The organism is Nocardia brasiliensis NBRC 14402 (assembly GCF_000308475.2).
Classification (GTDB): Bacteria; Actinomycetota; Actinomycetes; order Mycobacteriales; family Mycobacteriaceae; genus Nocardia; species Nocardia brasiliensis.
In genome coordinates, this window is sequence record NZ_BAFT02000063.1 from 66,734 (window position 1) to 82,165 (window position 15,432).

The 15,432-nt window shown below is 68.5% G+C and carries 15 protein-coding genes; 10 read left to right on the forward strand and 5 right to left on the reverse strand.

What is annotated here, in order from left to right; all coding sequences use genetic code 11:
• Positions 1–2: 2 nt before the first annotated feature.
• A complete protein-coding gene (locus TY25_RS21945; protein WP_042258889.1) occupies positions 3–968 on the reverse strand; it encodes a quinone oxidoreductase family protein in 966 nt (321 codons plus the stop codon).
• A 60-nt stretch (positions 969–1,028) separates the two neighbouring features.
• Between TY25_RS21945 and TY25_RS21950 the strand changes: the two genes are divergently transcribed.
• Complete coding sequence (locus TY25_RS21950) at positions 1,029–1,379, forward strand: hypothetical protein (protein ID WP_042258891.1); 351 nt, start codon at positions 1,029–1,031, stop codon at positions 1,377–1,379.
• An 80-nt stretch (positions 1,380–1,459) separates the two neighbouring features.
• Positions 1,460–2,188 (forward strand): transporter substrate-binding domain-containing protein, encoded by a 729-nt coding sequence (locus tag TY25_RS21955; protein ID WP_162184217.1) that lies wholly within the window; start codon positions 1,460–1,462, stop codon positions 2,186–2,188.
• Between the two features lie 4 nt (positions 2,189–2,192).
• On the opposite strand, the gene TY25_RS21960 is transcribed toward TY25_RS21955, so the two are convergent.
• From TY25_RS21960 to TY25_RS21975, 4 genes are all read right to left on the reverse strand, one after another.
• A complete protein-coding gene (locus TY25_RS21960; RefSeq protein ID WP_052383111.1) occupies positions 2,193–3,011 on the reverse strand; it encodes an alpha/beta hydrolase in 819 nt (272 codons plus the stop codon).
• A gap of 13 nt (positions 3,012–3,024) precedes the next feature.
• The gene (locus TY25_RS21965; RefSeq protein ID WP_042258892.1) at positions 3,025–5,634 is read right to left on the reverse strand and encodes a PEP/pyruvate-binding domain-containing protein; all 2,610 of its coding nucleotides are present in this window, start codon (positions 5,632–5,634) and stop codon (positions 3,025–3,027) included.
• Positions 5,631–6,335, reverse strand: a complete 705-nt coding sequence (locus TY25_RS21970) for a TetR/AcrR family transcriptional regulator (RefSeq protein ID WP_042258893.1) — start codon at positions 6,333–6,335, stop codon at positions 5,631–5,633. Before TY25_RS21970 ends, TY25_RS21965 begins: the two co-directional genes overlap by 4 nt.
• 138 nt (positions 6,336–6,473) lie before the next feature.
• Positions 6,474–7,385, reverse strand: a complete 912-nt coding sequence (locus TY25_RS21975) for a 2-hydroxyacid dehydrogenase (RefSeq protein WP_042258895.1) — start codon at positions 7,383–7,385, stop codon at positions 6,474–6,476.
• 262 nt (positions 7,386–7,647) lie between these two features.
• Here TY25_RS21975 and TY25_RS21980 point away from each other — a divergent pair, with 262 nt between their 5' ends.
• From TY25_RS21980 to TY25_RS22015, 8 genes are all read left to right on the forward strand, one after another.
• The gene (locus TY25_RS21980; protein WP_063602746.1) at positions 7,648–8,481 is read left to right on the forward strand and encodes an MlaE family ABC transporter permease; all 834 of its coding nucleotides are present in this window, start codon (positions 7,648–7,650) and stop codon (positions 8,479–8,481) included.
• Between the two features lie 74 nt (positions 8,482–8,555).
• A complete protein-coding gene (locus TY25_RS21985) occupies positions 8,556–9,350 on the forward strand; it encodes an MlaE family ABC transporter permease (RefSeq protein ID WP_226887551.1) in 795 nt (264 codons plus the stop codon).
• 3 nt (positions 9,351–9,353) lie between these two features.
• Positions 9,354–10,382 carry an MlaD family protein gene (locus tag TY25_RS21990; protein ID WP_042258897.1) on the forward strand — a complete coding sequence of 343 codons (1,029 nt, stop codon included), beginning with the start codon at positions 9,354–9,356 and terminating at the stop codon, positions 10,380–10,382.
• Entirely contained in the window at positions 10,379–11,386 is a 1,008-nt protein-coding gene (locus tag TY25_RS21995) for an MlaD family protein (protein ID WP_042258898.1), read from the forward strand. The genes TY25_RS21990 and TY25_RS21995 overlap by 4 nt, the downstream gene beginning before the upstream one ends.
• Positions 11,383–12,429: an MlaD family protein gene (locus tag TY25_RS22000; RefSeq protein WP_042258899.1), complete on the forward strand. Its 1,047-nt coding sequence runs from the start codon at positions 11,383–11,385 to the stop codon at positions 12,427–12,429. The genes TY25_RS21995 and TY25_RS22000 overlap by 4 nt, the downstream gene beginning before the upstream one ends.
• Positions 12,429–13,478 (forward strand): MCE family protein, encoded by a 1,050-nt coding sequence (locus TY25_RS22005; RefSeq protein WP_042258975.1) that lies wholly within the window; start codon positions 12,429–12,431, stop codon positions 13,476–13,478. Before TY25_RS22000 ends, TY25_RS22005 begins: the two co-directional genes overlap by 1 nt.
• Entirely contained in the window at positions 13,475–14,488 is a 1,014-nt protein-coding gene (locus TY25_RS22010; RefSeq protein WP_042258901.1) for an MlaD family protein, read from the forward strand. Before TY25_RS22005 ends, TY25_RS22010 begins: the two co-directional genes overlap by 4 nt.
• Positions 14,485–15,429 carry an MlaD family protein gene (locus TY25_RS22015; RefSeq protein ID WP_042258903.1) on the forward strand — a complete coding sequence of 315 codons (945 nt, stop codon included), beginning with the start codon at positions 14,485–14,487 and terminating at the stop codon, positions 15,427–15,429. The genes TY25_RS22010 and TY25_RS22015 overlap by 4 nt, the downstream gene beginning before the upstream one ends.
• The last annotated feature ends 3 nt before the right edge of the window (positions 15,430–15,432 follow it).

Genomic DNA, 15,432 nt, shown 5'->3' on the forward strand with positions numbered 1-15,432 from the left:
GGTCAGGGGAGCAGGACGATCGATCCGGTGGTCTTGCGCGATTCCAGATCGCGATGCGCCTGTTCGGCCTCGGCGAGCGGGTAGGTGGCGCCGATCCGGATCTGCAGGCTGCCTTCGGCGATCGCGGTGAAGATATCGGTGGCGCGCCAGAGCAGTTCGGCGCGGTCGCGGGTGTAGAACGCGAGGCTGGGGCGGGTGACGAAGAGCGAGCCCGCGCCGTTGAGACGCTGCAGGTCGAATGGGGGCACCGGGCCGCTGGCCGCGCCGAACAGGGCGAGCATGCCGCGCACGCGCAGCGAGCGCAGACTGGCCTCGAAAGTGGACGCGCCGACACCGTCGTAGACCGCGGCCACGCCGACGCCGTCGGTCAGCGTGCGGACCTCGTCCGCGAGATCGTCACCGTAGCGCAGCACCTCGGTGGCGCCCGCCTCGCGGGAAAGCTTCTCTTTGGCATCCGAGGACACCGTCGTGATGACGCGCGCGCCACGGGCCACCGCGAGTTGGGTCAGGATCAGCCCGACGCCACCCGCGCCCGCGTGGATCAGCACCGTCTCACCGGGTTCCGGGGTGTAGATGGATTCGAGCAGATAGTGCGCGGTCATGCCTTGCAGCAGCGCCGACGCGGCAACCGGCGGTTCGACGCCGTCCGGCACCTTGATCGCGACGGCCGCGCGCACCGCGACGCGTTCGGCGTAACTGCCCGGCGCGCTCGCCCATGCCACTCGATCACCGACCGCGAACTCGGTGACGTCCGCGCCGACCTCGGCGACCACGCCGGTGGCTTCCGAGCCCGGCACATACGGCACATCCTGGGGGTAGCGGCCGGTCCGGATGTAGGTGTCGATGAAGTTGATGCCGGTCGCCTGCACGTCCACCAGCAGCTGGTCCGCGTCGATCTTGGGGTCGGGCAGCTCGACGTAGTGCAGGACTTCGGGACCACCGTGCTCGGATACCTGAATGGCGCGCATGAGATCCGTTCTACACCCGAAGGGCTGGACCGTTTCCTACTGGCCGGTAAACTCCGGAGCATGAGTGCTCATGCCGCCACGGCTCCAGTGAAGTTGTCGGGCGCCCTCGTGGAGTCCGTCAAGGGTTTCGTCGCCGACCACGACGGGTCGGCCACCGCGGTCCTGCAGCCGATCGGCCGGATCGGCGTGCGCGTGACGCTGGTCGGTGCCGACGGCATCCTCGGTGACCGCGTCGTCGACGATATGGCCACCGCGAAGGAACTCGTCGCCACCGTCGACGGTCTCACCGAGGCCGACGAATGGGAGCGTGAGCTGACCTCGATCGTCACCCCGCGGCGCAGCCACTGGGCGCAGATGGCGGGCTGGGTGGCTCGTCAGAGCCGATTCCCCAAGGCGCGCAACGAGAAGTGAGCCGGATGCGCAGGCGCACACGGACCACGGACCGGGGCCGGCTGCTTCGGCTCGTGGCTCGCGCCGGTGCGGTGCTCGCGGTGGGTTTGCTTGTCGCCCCGGCCGTTCCGGCCGTGGCCCAAGCGTCCGAGCTGCGCGTGTGCACCCCCGGTGACTACCCGCCGTACGCGACCACCGAGGGTGGCTATCGTGGCGTCGACATCGATCTGGCCCGCGGTTTCGCCGACGCGATGCGCCGTCCGATCGAATTCGTCCCGCTGACCTGGGCGAGCTTGAAGACGGATTTCGCCGCGCTGCACTGCGATATCGCCGTCGGCGGCATCTCCGACGCGCCCGCGCGCCGGGCGTTCGCCGATTTCTCGATCACCTACGGCACCGACGGGAAGACGCCGATCACCCGGCGCGGCAACGAGACCGAGTACGCGACCATCGAGCAGATCAATCGCCCCGGCGTCCGGGTGATCGCCAACCGCGGTGGTACCAACGAGGAATTCGCCCGCAGGAACTTTCCCGACGCCCAGCTCACCCTCTGGCCGGAGAACCGCACCATCTTCGACGAGATCGAACAGGGCCGGGCGGACGTCTTCGTCACCGACGCCGTGGAGGGCCGCTATCGCGTCCGGCAGCATCCCGGCCTGCAGGTCCTGCATCCGGACCAGCCGTTCGACTCGTTCGGCAAGATCATGCTGGTGCGCAAGGACGATCCGTGCCTGGGCTTCGCGTTGAACGCCTGGCTGGGCGCCCAGATCGCCACGGGCGCAACGGATCGCCTCTTCGCCCAGTGGATCGGGCCGGACGCCACCGCGTAGACGATCAGGGCAGGCGGAGCGAGCCGAGCCAGTCGTGCCAGCGGTCCAGCCAGGAGTCGCAGGGCAGGCCGCGCGCGGCCATGGCGAAACCGTGGCCGCCCGCGGCATAGGCGTGCAGTTCGACCGGACGATCCGCGGCGCGCCAGGCACGATAGAGCCCCAGGTTGCCGTCGACGACGCCCGCGTCCGGATCGTCGGCAGCGAACGTGACGAACAGTGGGGGAGCGTCGGCGGGGACGGTGTACTCGTGCCAGGTGGGCGGATACAGGACGGTCGCGAAGTCCGGGCGGTGGGCTTCGTCGTATGTCGTTGCGGCGCCGATGGTTACCAGACCGCCCGCCGAGGAACCGAGGATGCCGACGCGCTGCGGGTCGAGATCCCAGTCCGCCGCCCGGGCCCGGACGAACCCGACCGCGCTGCCGCCGTCCGCCGTCGCGATGTACGACTGCGCCCTGATGTCGTCCATCGAATAGTGGGTTGCCCAGTGCTCGAGGAAATCCGCGTCCCGCGGCGGCGTCGCCAGCAGGCGGTACCGCAGGACGAACGCGGTATGCCCTTGGGCGGCAATGGCCTTCGCGATCGCACGGCCGGTGCCGTGGGTCAGGGTGACGAAACTCCCGCCCGGGCACACGATCACGGCCGTCCCGGTGGCCCGCGCCGGATCGGGCCGGTGCACGGTCAAGGCGGGCGCGGTCACGTTGCGGATCAGTCCGACCTCTTTGTCCCCGAACAGTTCGGGGACGACGGTCTCCTGACCGTAGGCAGCCGAGTCGCCCGGGTCGGGCCGGATCGGGATGATCTCGTCGGATGTCTTGGTATGCATGCGGATTCCTCGCTCAGGCGGTGGCCCGGGTGACCGTTCCGGCATCCCCGTCGACGGTGACCGGTGCGCCGTCGGTCAGCCGCTCGGTCGCGACGCCGGTGCCGAGCACCGCGGGAATGTGGTACTCGCGTGCCACGATCGAGCTGTGGCTCAGCGGGCCGCCCACGTCGGTGACGATCGCCGAGGCCACCGCGAACAGCGGCGTCCAGGCCGGTGTCGTGATCTTGGCGACCAGGACGTCGCCCGGGCGCAGCCGCCCGAAGTCGCTCGGGCCGTCGATGATTCGCGCCGGCGCGGTGACCCGCCCCGGACTGCCGGGCACGCCCTTGACCACCGCGTCGGACGTCTCGTCCGAGCCGGCGGGCAGCAGCTTGCCGAAATCGAGGCCGAGCAGCTTGGTGCCGCCGCCGACCGGGAGCGCGTGCGGCGGCGTGACGGTCCGCTGCGCCGTCCAGGTGGCTCGGCGCTCGGCGACGAGAGCGCGCGAATCCTGCGGCGCGCGAGCGGCATCCAGTGCGGCGGCCGCGGCGGTCAATTCGTCCAGCCGCAGCCAGAACACGTCGTCCGGGGCGTCGAGGGCCTCGGCAGCGACGAGACGCGCGCCGATCGTCTGCAACAACCGGCGCACCGTCGGCCAGCCGAGTCCCACATCGGCGAGGCCGTCCTCGCGCAGCGGGCTCATCGTCTGCGCCCAGCGGAGCAGGCGCAGTGTCAGCCGGCGGCGCAGCCCGAAGCGGCGTGCTTCGAGGCCGCGCACGGCCTGCTCGCGCCGCGCCTGCGCGTCGCGCTGGCGCGCGCTCGGATCCTGCGCCGCAGGGCTGCCGAAGAATTCGAGCGTGTGCAGCATCGGCGCCGGATCGTCGACCGGGAGCGGAGCGGCGAAATCGAAGTCGTATACCGTGTCGCCGTAGGTCGCCAGATGGTCGGCGAAACGATCGGTGAACTCGGTCAGCGCCGGATCGCCTGCGGCGCTTTCGCACAGAATCTCTGTGCTGGAGAGCTTTTCGATCCGCTCGGCCAGCCCGGGCTGCGTTGCCACCCACTGCGCGAGCCCGTAGAGCGACTTCTCGGCGCGCAACGGTTTGCTGTCGAAGCCCAGCAGGAACGTCAGCGCCGGTGGATCGGTGCGTCGCCGCATGGTCTTGTAGGCGGCGGTGAACAGCCCCTCGCTGATATAGGTCGCGGGCAGAATGCCGCCCTGCAGCGTCAGGTAGTAGCGGCCGGCCTCCTCGACGAGCGCGCGCGCCGCGGCGAGCAGATCCGTGGCCGTCCGTGCGTCGGGGTCCGTCGCGCGTTCGGCCGCGGTGATGTCGGCGTACCGGGCGTGGGCCGCGCGCCAGCGCTGCGGTGCGGTGCGCAGCGCCCGGGGAAGGGTTCTGGCCAGGAAACGCGGCTGCGCCAACGCCATTCGGGCGAGCATGCCCGGTGGATAGGTGATGTCGTAGTAGCCGTAGCCGTTGATGACCACCAGCGGGTTGTCGAGGTACGGCAGGCCGAGGGAGTGGTACCGGTCCTTGGTGGCCTGTGCCACGGCGGGCAGTCCCAGCGTGGCGAACAAGGGGGACAAGGGGTTCGGCAGCAGTTCGAGCACGCTGGCCCGCATGTACTTGCCCTTGGGATCGGGCAGCCGCCACTGGGCCGGCTGCTGCCGCGCCGCCGCGTCGGGCAGTACGGTGATCGGCCGCGCCTGCACGATGAACAGCTCCGCGCCGTGCAGCGCCCACTCGATATCCATCGGCTGCCCGTACAGCTGCTCGATCCGCAGCGCGATCTCGGTGAGCTCCCCGGCTTTCGCCGCGTCCAGGACCGGGGCACGCCGCTGCGCGGCGGGCACCGGGACCTCGGCGGTGCCGGTGTCGGTACGCACGGTCATCATGTCTTTGTCGCTGATGTCCTGCCGCAGCATGCTGCGGTCGGCCTTCGCCACGAGCAACGTGTCCGGCGTGACGTTGCCGCTGACGATCGCCTCGCCGAGACCCCACGCGGCATTGATCATCACCCGGTCCCGCGCACCCGTCACCGGATCCGCGGTGAACAGCACGCCCGCGGCGTCGGCGGGCACGAGTCGCTGTACCACCACGGCCAGATCCACCTCGTCCGACTCGATCCCTTGGCGGGCGCGATAGTCGATGGCACGCGCGGTCCACAGCGACGCCCAGCAACGTTGCACCGCCGCCATGACCTCGTCGGCGCCGCGGATGTTGAGATAGGTCTCCTGCTGTCCCGCGAAGGACAGCTCCGGTAGGTCCTCGGCGGTGGCCGAGGAGCGCACCGCGACCGCGACGTGGTCGCCGAGCAGTGCGTAGGCCGACCGCACCGCCTGCGAAATCTCCTCGGGCACAGTCTGTTCGGCGAACATCGCGGCGATCTCGGCCGCGGCCGCCGAGACCGTGTCCGCACGATCCGGGTCGGCCGTGGCCACCGCATCGAGAATGCGGGCCGTCAGCCCGGTCGCGTCGACGAAGCGGCGGTACGCGGCCGTCGTCACGTGAAATCCCGGCGGCACCGGGAGTTTCGCCGCGGCCAGGCGGGCCAGCGAGGCGCCTTTGCCGCCGGCGTGGGCCAGCGTGGCGCGCGCGTCGTCCAGCTCGAGGACGAGCGGATCGCTGCCGGAGGTGGTCATGAGAGATTTCCTTCCTGGCGGTTCGGGGTGGCGTCGAACTCGGCGTGGGCGTGCGCAAGTTCGTCGAGCAGCAGCGTCTTGCCGCGGGCGAGATCGGCGCCGTCCGGGGTGAGGGCACGTTCGAGCAGGTCGGCCAGCGTCTCGAGGAGCTGGTCGGCCGACGGTTGCTCGGGATCGGCGGGTGCGGCGTCCCCGATCGGCAGTGTGCGCCGGATGGCCGGGGTCAGCGCGTCGAGGATGTAGGCGGTGGTCCGGACGTCGACCTCGGGACGAAGGGTGCCCGCCTCCTGCATGGCCCGCAGGAAATCGCGGGTGCCGGTGTTCGCCAGTCGCTCGAAGACGTTGCCCGGCTTGGCCGGATACTTTCCGAGAATGTCCGGGTCGCGCGCGACTATCGCGGCGGCCAGGGGCAGCCGGCTGAGCGTGTGCACCATCGCCCGATAGACGCTGGCCACACTGCCCGCGTGCGGGTCGGCCAGCAGATGTGCCCGCCAGGCCTGCGCGTAGCGGCCGAGTTCGCGGCGCACGGTGGCCTCGACGAGTTCGTCTTTCGACTTGAACTGCAGATACACCAGCCCGCGGTGCAGCGCGACGGCCTCGGCGACATCGCCCATCGTCAGCTTGTTGTAGCCGATCCGGCACAGCAGCTCCGCGGCCGCGTCGAGGATCGCCTGCTCGCGCGCCAGTTCGTCGACACTCATAGTTTTGTCACCTTGACATATTTTGAGAAGTTGTCAAAAGCGACCGTACGCCGCAGTGGGCGGTGTCGTCAACGACTGATCGTGATTCTGGTCAGCAGCGGAAAAATGCTCGTGGGCAAGGAGTTCCGGCGCGGCCGATCAGTACTCGCCGCGGACCAGGTTCTTCGGTTCCGTGCCCGCGGTGAAGCGCACGATCTCGGCGCGGACCACGGCCCACGCACGTTCGAAACTGCCGGTGCTGCTGCCCGCGACATGCGGGGTCAGCACCAGGTTCGGAGCATCCCAGAGCGGATGTTCGGGCGGCAGCGGCTCGGGATCGGTGACGTCGAGGGCGGCGCGCAGGCGGCCCGACCGCAGTTCCGCGAGCAGCGCGTCGGTGTCGACCACGGGCCCGCGGGCGACGTTCACCAGGATGGCGTTGTCGGCCATGGCGGCGAGGAACTGCGCGTCCACCATGCCGCGGGTGCGCGTGGTGACCGGGACGGTGAGGATGACGACGTCCTGGCTTCCGAGTAGGCCGGGCAATTCCTCGATGCCGCGCACGCCGTCGCGGGCCCGGGTGCCGACCAGCGTCACCACCGTGTCGAATCCGGCCAGCCTGCGGTCCAGTTCGGCGGCGAGATCGCCTGCGCCGACCACGAGTACCCGCTTGCCTGCGAGGGTTTCGGTCTGATGGTAGGTCCACTGCCGCGCCCGTTTGGCGTCGGCGAAGCTGCCGAGGTCGCGATAGAGATACAGCAGGGCGGCCAGCGCCCACTCGGCCGAACTGCCGCCGTGCGCGCCGCGGGCATTGGACAGCAGGACCCCCGCGGGCAATGCGCCGATCCACCCTTCCGCACCCGCGGTCAGCAACTGGACCAGGCGAAGTTTCGGCAGGTCGGCCAGGTTCATCGCGTCAGGGCGGGAAAGAAACTCGGGCACAAGCACTTCCGCGTGCTCCGCGCCCTCGGGCAGCGGGGAGCCGAGTTCGTAACGCATCGGCCGCACGCCGTCGATGCCGGAGAGTGCCGCGACGCCTTGGTCGTCCGGCACCAGAACGATGACCGCCATGTCCCTCAGGTTAGGCGGTGCCGCGCGAGGCTGCGGCTGGGACATCTCCGGTCGGCTGTCTGATGCGCGGGGTCCGGAACCGGCGGTACCCGGGTTTCGCCGGACATTTTCCGACAGACCGTCTGGTCGGTGTGCGGGACCGTCCGGGCAGGTATAACTGTCTCAGTCAATTTTACGGATTGGCTGATTCCGCCGCAGAGTGACATATCAGTCGGCTAAATTATCCGTGGTCGGGGGTGGAGCCGGCGGAATAGAGGTTGCGGTGGTCGTCGACAAAGTCGCCCGGGTGTCGGAGCCGTTGGCGCGCTGGGGTTTCGATCTCGTCCTCAACAGTCTGCGTACCTTCGGCCGCACCTTGCAGCTCGCCGTCGCGGCCTTCGGCTACCTGGTGAACGACGTGGTCAAGCTGCGACATCCGTGGCGGGACACGCTGCAGCAGGGGTGGTTCATCGTCAGCGTCACCGCGATACCGGCTGTGCTGGTGGCGATTCCGTTCGGCGTGATCGTCTCGGTCCAGGTCGGCAGTCTCACCCAGCAGGTCGGCGCCACCTCGGTGGCCGGTGCGGCGGGCGGGCTCGGCGTGATCCGGCAGGGCGCGCCGATGGTGACCGCGCTGCTACTCGGCGGCGCGGCGGGCTCGGCGATCGCGTCGGATCTGGGCGCGCGCACTATCCGCGAGGAGGTGGACGCGTTGCGCACCATGGGCATCGACCCGGTCCGGCGGCTGGTCGCGCCGCGGCTCGCGGCCATGATCGTGCTCACCCCGCTGCTCTGCCTGCTCGTGATCTTCATGGGGGTGTTCACGGGCTACGTTGTGGCCGTCGGCTTTCAAGGGGTGACGCCGGGCAGCTACCTGTCCTCGTTCGCGGCCTTCGCGACCATGGCCGATCTCGGCGTGGCCATCGCGAAATCGATCGTCTTCGGGGTGATCGTGCTGATCGTCGCGTGCCAGCGGGGTTTGGAGGCGACGCACGGTCCCAAGGGCGTGGCGAACGCGGTGAACGCCGCCGTGGTGATCGGGGTGATCGCGGCATTCGGCGTGAATCTCGTGATCACCCAGCTCGTTTCGATGTTCCTGCCGCAGAAGGTGGGTTGATGACCGAGATTCCCACCCCCTATCGGCCGTTCGGCCGGGTCGTGCGGCTCGCTGAGCGCGGCACCCGGCCGCCGATGACACTGCTCGAATCGCTCGGGCATCAGCTGACCTTTATCGCTCAGGTGCTCGCCGCGGTGCCACACACACTGCGCAGCTATCGCAGACAGACCATGCTCACCCTGACCGACATCACCTGGGGCAGCGGCAATCTCATCGTCGGCGGCGGCACCGTCGCGGTGCTGATCTTTCTCGGTGTCGCGGTCGGCGGTTCGATCGGCGTGGAGGGTTTCACGGCGCTGAACATGGTCGGCATGGGCCCGCTCACCGGCTTCGTCTCGGCCTATGCGAACACCAGGGAGATGGCGCCGATGGTCGCCGCCATCGGCTTCGCGGCACAGGCGGGCTGCCGGATGACCGCCGAGATCGGCGCGATGCGGATCTCGGAAGAGATCGACGCGCTGGAAGCCATCGGCATCCGGCCGATCCCGTTCGTGGTGACCACCAGGGTGATCGCGGGCATGATCACCATCGTCCCGCTCTACCTGCTGACGCTGATCCTCAGCTATCTGTCCTGCGCGGTCGTGGTCAACGTGCTGCACGGTCAGTCCTCGGGCACCTACTACCACTATTTCGACGCCTTCCTGCAACCCGGCGACGTGCTCGCGTCGCTGATCAAGGCGACGGTGTTCGTGGTGATGATCATCCTGATCCACGGTTACCAGGGCTTCTACGCGACCGGCGGACCCGAGGGCGTCGGCCGGGCCTCGGGACGGGCGATCCGCGCCAGCCTGGTGCTGGTGGTGGTCGCGGACATGATCTTGACGATCGTCTTCTGGGGCCTCGATGTCGGAATCAGGATCTCGGGGTGACACATGCCGGTCTTCGTTGATCATTCGGGACGCGCCGCCGGGCGCTGGATGCTGCGGTTGCGCGGGCTGGCGGTGGCCGCCGTGCTCGTGGTCGTCGCGGTGTTCACCACCCAGTACGCGCAGGGCGAGTTCGCCGACCGCTTCGCGCTCACCATCGACGCGGCCACTCTCGGCGAGGGACTGGCGCCCGGCGCCGAGGTGAAATTCCGTGGTCTTGCGATCGGGACCGTGCGCAAGGTCGACACCGTGGGCTACGGCCATCAGCGCATCGAACTGGAATTGGACCGCGGGCAGGCGGCCGCGCTCACCGACGATGTGTCGGCCCGGTTCACCTCGTCGAACATCTTCGGTTCCAGCGCCATCGAATTGGTGAATACCGGCAAGGGCGGCAAGCTCCCGGAGAACACCACCCTGTTCATCGGGGCCAACGCGACGAACGCGACGGTGTCGAGCGTGTTCCGGCGGGCCGCGCGGCTGACCCAGGTGCTCGATTCCGAAACCGTGCGTGCCCTGTTCGATCTGCTGCTCGACAACACCGCCTCGCTCGGGCCCGCGGTGCAGTCGTTCTTCGCCACCGCCCGGGTGCTGGCCACGAATCAGCGTGCGCCACTGGGGCATTACCTCGATATCGGCGCGGACGTGAGCACCGGCATCGCGCAGACCACACCGCCGGTGGTCGACGTGATCCTCGGCGTGCTGGACAACAGCGAGTATTTCGGCCATCAGGAAAACCGGGAGCGGACCAAACAAGCACTGGCGACGCTGGATACGGCGCTGCTGCTGCCGGTCGCCGATCTGCTGCGCCGCGACAACCCGGACCTGGCCGCCATCATCGGCGGCGTGCTGGATCTGGTGGTGCCGATCAGCGCGTCGATCGGCACCGTCGCACCCACCTACAATCGCCTGCCCGCACTGCTGGAACGGATCGACAGCGCGTTCCCGGTGGTGGACGGGCGGGTCCGGCTCCAGCTGGAGGTCATCGTGAAAAACATGCCGTACCTCGCGGATTCGATCATCGGGGTGCCGCGATGAACGGTGTCACCGCCGCCGGCGTCAAGCTCGGCGTCTTCTTCGTGATCGTCGCGGCCTGCTCGGCGTTCATCGTGGCCGCGCTCAATACCCCGGTGCCCGAGGACAAAGTCACGTATCACGCGGTGTTCACCGATGTTTCGGGGTTGTACGCGGGTGACGTCGTGCGGATGTCGGGTGTCGCGGTCGGCAAGGTGGACGCCGTCGAACTGGCGGGCACCCAGGCGCGGGTCCGGTTCACCGTGGACCGGCAGCGGCCGCTCTACGACAACACCGAAGCCGCGGTGCGCTACCAGGATCTGATCGGGCAGCGCTACATCGAGTTGCTGACCGCGAAACCCGGCGGCACGAAACTCGCGGCGCAGGGCACCATTCCGGTGGCACGCACCATCCCGAGTTTCGACGTGTCCAAGCTGTTCAACGGCTTCAAGCCGCTGTTCGAAACGCTGGATACCGCGCAGCTCAACCAGTTCGGCATGAACCTGCTGCGGGTCCTGCAGGGCGACGGCAGCGGCATCGGCCCGGCGCTGGCCGACCTGGACCGGCTGACCAAGCACGCCAAGAGCAGCGAGGCGGTGGTGGTGCTGCTGATCCACAACCTCGGCGAGATCTCGGGCTCGATCAGCGGGAAGTCGGCGGCGGTCGGCGATCTGGTGAAACAGCTCAATGGGGTGCTCAACCAGTTCGGCAGCCGCACCTCGATGATTCTCACCGCCATCGAACAAGCCAATCGCACTCTGGTGCCGCTGATTCCGCTGCTGGAGGAGCTGCGCGGGGCCTACGACGACAGCTACCTGCCGCTGGACGGGCTGCTGCGCCGGCTGCTGCCGCAGACCGATCAGCTGGTCGAAATCCTCTCGCTCGTACCGTCGCTGCTCACGGGGCTGAACCAGCAGCTGCCCGCGGGCGGAGAAGCGAAGACGTACTCGTGCGCGAACGGAGAACTGGGGCTGCCCGGCCTGGGCACCGTTCTGCTCGGGAATCAGAAGCTGGTGGTGTGCAAATGACCGGTGGCACCGCGGAACTCGTCGCGATACCGGCCCGGCTGCTGGCCGAGCTGAAATCCCTGCGCACCGAGAAGGCGGAATCCTGGACGCAATTGCGCTGGGGGGTCGCCGGTGTGCTGATCACCGTGCTCGCTTTGCTCGCCGCCGGGGTGCTGTACGTGGTGCCGTTCGGCGAGCAGTCCTACACCGCGGACTTCCGCACCTCGGGCGGGGCGCGCTCGGGCGACGAGGTGCGGATCGCGGGCATCAAAGTGGGACAGGTCCGTTCGGTCGCGCTGGTGGGCGATCACGTCGAGGTGCGCTTCGGGGTGGACAGCGGTGTGCACGTCGGGGACGGTTCGGCGGTCGCGGTGAAGATGCTGACCCCGATCGGCGGGCACTACCTCGCGCTCGAGCCGAAGGGCGAGCGCGCCCTGGGCGGCAAGCACATTCCGCCGGAGCGCACCACCACGCCGTTCGAGCTGACCGACATCATCGACGTCGCCACGCCGGTGCTCAGCAAAGTGGACGGCAACACCCTGCGCGGCACCATCGCCGAGGTGAACGCCGCGCTGGCCGGTCAGCCCGACGCGGTGCGCTCGATCGTGGGCAATTTCAACGATCTGTCGGGGGTGCTGGCCCAGCGCTCGGGCCAATTGAATTCGGCCCTGCGGGTTTCCGACGAATACGTCGGCGCGATCGCGACCGATCGGGCGGTGCTCGCCGACTTCGTGCGCGAACTCGGCACCGTCGCGGTCGTGCTCGGGCAACGCCGGGGCGAGGTCGTGCAGGTCTTCGAACTGCTGCGGCGGCTGTTCCTGATCATCCACCGGCCGGTCATGGCCTATGGCGACTCGATCGAACCGTCGGTCGCCGAATTCGAGCAGCTGTTCAACAAACTCGTGCAGGACCCGGGGCGGATCGACACGGTCATCGCCGGAATCAAGGACTTCATCGCGAAGATCTCGGCGATGCTCGGCGCCGACGGGCTCACGGTCGACCAATCGGCCAGCGTGGTGCGCGGTCCGGCGCTGTGTGTTCCGTTCGAGGGGAGGGCGTGCTGATGAAGCGCTGGGCGCGAACAGGTGTCGTCGCGGTGGTGGCGCTGGTCACCGTGGCCGTCGTGGTGGGGGTGAGCGGCGCGACCTGGATGGACCGGGTGCGGCCCGCCCAGCAGACGATATGTGCCGAATTCGCTGACACGGTAGGGCTTTACGACGGCAACAGCGTCACGCTGCTCGGCGTCGAGATCGGCACCGTGTCCGGGATCGAGGCGCGCGGTGACCGGATGCGGGTGACGATGACGATCGACGGCAAGATCGAGCTGCCCGCCGACGTCACGGCGGCGACCATGTCCAGTTCGATCGTCACCGACCGGCACGTCGAACTGTCCAAGACCTACACCGGCGGCCCGAAATTCGATACCGCGCAGTGCCTTCCGCTCGAGCGCACGCGCACGCCGGTCGGGATCAGCGAGGCCCTCGACGCGCTGGCGACCTTGTCCGGCGACCTGGTCGGGGTGCAGTCCACGCCGACGCCGGGCGCGCCGTCGGACCGGCTGCTCGATCAGACGCTGACCGGCGCGGTCAACGCGCTGGACGGCACCGCACCGCAGTGGAACGCGCTGTTGCAGCGGCTGTCCCAGGTGATCGGGGACCCGTCCGATCGGGATGCGGTGCTGCGCAGGCTGGTCGACAACCTGGATCAGCTCACCACCATGTTCATCACCAACTGGCCCGATATGCAGGCGCTGATGGACAACCTGAAGAACGGCATCGCGCTGGTCGACGGCTTCTCTGCGGAGCTGTCCCGTGCGGTCGATCTGGCGCTGCAGTTCCTGCCGGTGATCGCCCGCAACGTCGGCAAATACGACCAGCAGTCCTTCGAGTTCCTCGACCGGATCGTGCCGGAGGTGCACCGCTACGCCGTACTGGCGGGGAGCATCGTGGATCTGCTGATGCAGCTGCCGCCGGTGGTTTCCGGTCTGGCGTCGATCGTCGACCCGGCGACCGGTGCGCCTCGTGTGAATTATCGGCCGCCGCACTATGAATCGGCCGACGGCAGCCAGGTCGGTCTGCTCCAGGTCATTCTCGCAACGGTGGGTGCGCCGTGAAACGCCTGCTGCTCGCCGCGCTCGCGCTGCTGCTCACCGGCTGTGGCGTCCGCGCGACCGATGTGCCGATCCCGGGCACCTATCTGGCGGGGGACACCTTCAGCATCCGGATCGAATTCGGTTCGGTGCTCAACCTGCCCGACCGAGCCAAGGTCATCTCGGAGGGCGTCGAGGTCGGCATGCTCGATCGGATCGAGCTGATCGGCGACACGGCCGTCGCCACCGTCGACTTGAAATCCGATGTGCGACTGCCGAAGACGGCCACGGCTGAGCTGCGCCAGAGCACCATTCTCGGCGATATCCACATCGCGCTGGCCGCGCCGCCGAACGCGGGGCCACCGTTCCTGGTGGATGGTGACGTGATCGCGCGGACACGGACCGTGCCCGCCGCGAACGTGGAAGACATCCTGCGCGCGATGTCGAATATCGTCACCGGCGGACGATTCGGCGACATGCAGGACCTGATCGTCAGCGTCAACGCCGCGTTCCCGACCGACGAGGCCGACCTCGCCCGCATCCTGGCGGGTGGTCGCAACGCATTGCACGACCTCGCCACGCATTCCGCCGAGCTGGATCGGATTCTGGCCGCCGCGGCCAGTGTCACCACGACGCTGGACGCGAACAAGGTCAACGTCGACCGGACCCTGACGCTCGGTCCCGGCCGGGCCGCCGGCCTGTCCGACGTGCTGTTCGGCCTGGTCCAGTTGATCATCGATGGCGGTGAACTGGCCAGGTACGTCGGCGATCTCGCGCTGCCGCTGCGCGGCGACCTGCACGACATCATCAGCATCCTGGCCCCGGCCGCGCGCACCATCGGCAGCGCGGACACCACGGTCCCGATGAACGTCGACACGATGAACCGCCTGTTGCGCGAGAAGCTGATCCCGTTCTTCAGCGCGCCGCCCGATATCCAGGTGCAGCGGGTGACGGCGGAGGGGGTCGCGGCCGATGCCGCGCAACGCTCGGATCAGATGATCCAGGTACTGCGATCGATCGGGATGGTGCGATGAAACTCTCCGGACCTGTCTCGCTGGTGCTGCTGCTGGTGATGACCGTGGTGTGCGCGGCCTACATGGCGGTCGGCGTGCTCGACATCGACCCGCGACGCAGCACGAATACCGTGACCGTGCTGATGGATTCGTCCGGCGGACTGATGCCGACCTCGCAGGTCGACTTGCGAGGGATGCGCATCGGCAAGGTACGCGCCATCACCACGACCGGCACCGGGCTCGCGGTGCGGATCGAGCTGGACGCGAAATACCGGGTGCCGCTGGGCAGTGAGGTGCACGTCAGCAACCTGTCCGCGGCGGGCGAGCAGTTCATGGACTTCCGCCCCACCACGACGGCGGGGCCGTACCTCACCGACGGCAGCGTCGTGCCGACGAGCCAGGTGCGCGTCGCGACGACGGTCAGCGAGGCGCTCGCGAAACTGGATGTGCTGAATTCCCAGATAGATCCGGTGAAGGTCGAGCGCCTGGCCGCCATCGTGTCGCAGGGGTACGCGGGACGCGAGCAGGAAATCGCGCTGCTCACCAAGACATTGACGATGACGGCGCAGTTGCTGCACGACAAACGGGACGCGATCACCCGGCTGTACGTGCACGGTCAGCAGCTCGCCGAGAATTTCGACGGCTACGGGCCGGTGATCGGTGACTGGGCCGACGATTTCACCCACGTGCTGCCCGAGGTGGTGCACCTGATCGAAGGGTTCCAGGGGTATTCCTATGCGGGCGAACATGTCTGGGACGAGCCGCTGGGACCGCTGGTGCAGAAGATCGATCAGTACCTCTCGACGCTGGGACCGGATCTCGCACATATCGCGACCGCACTGAAGCCGGCCACCAGTGTGCTGAAACCCCTTCGGGTGGACGCGGGTTCGATCATCGACCTGCTCTCGGCCACCTTCCCGGAACACGGGACCGCCCGTATCACGCTCGACCTGCCGAAGTAGAGA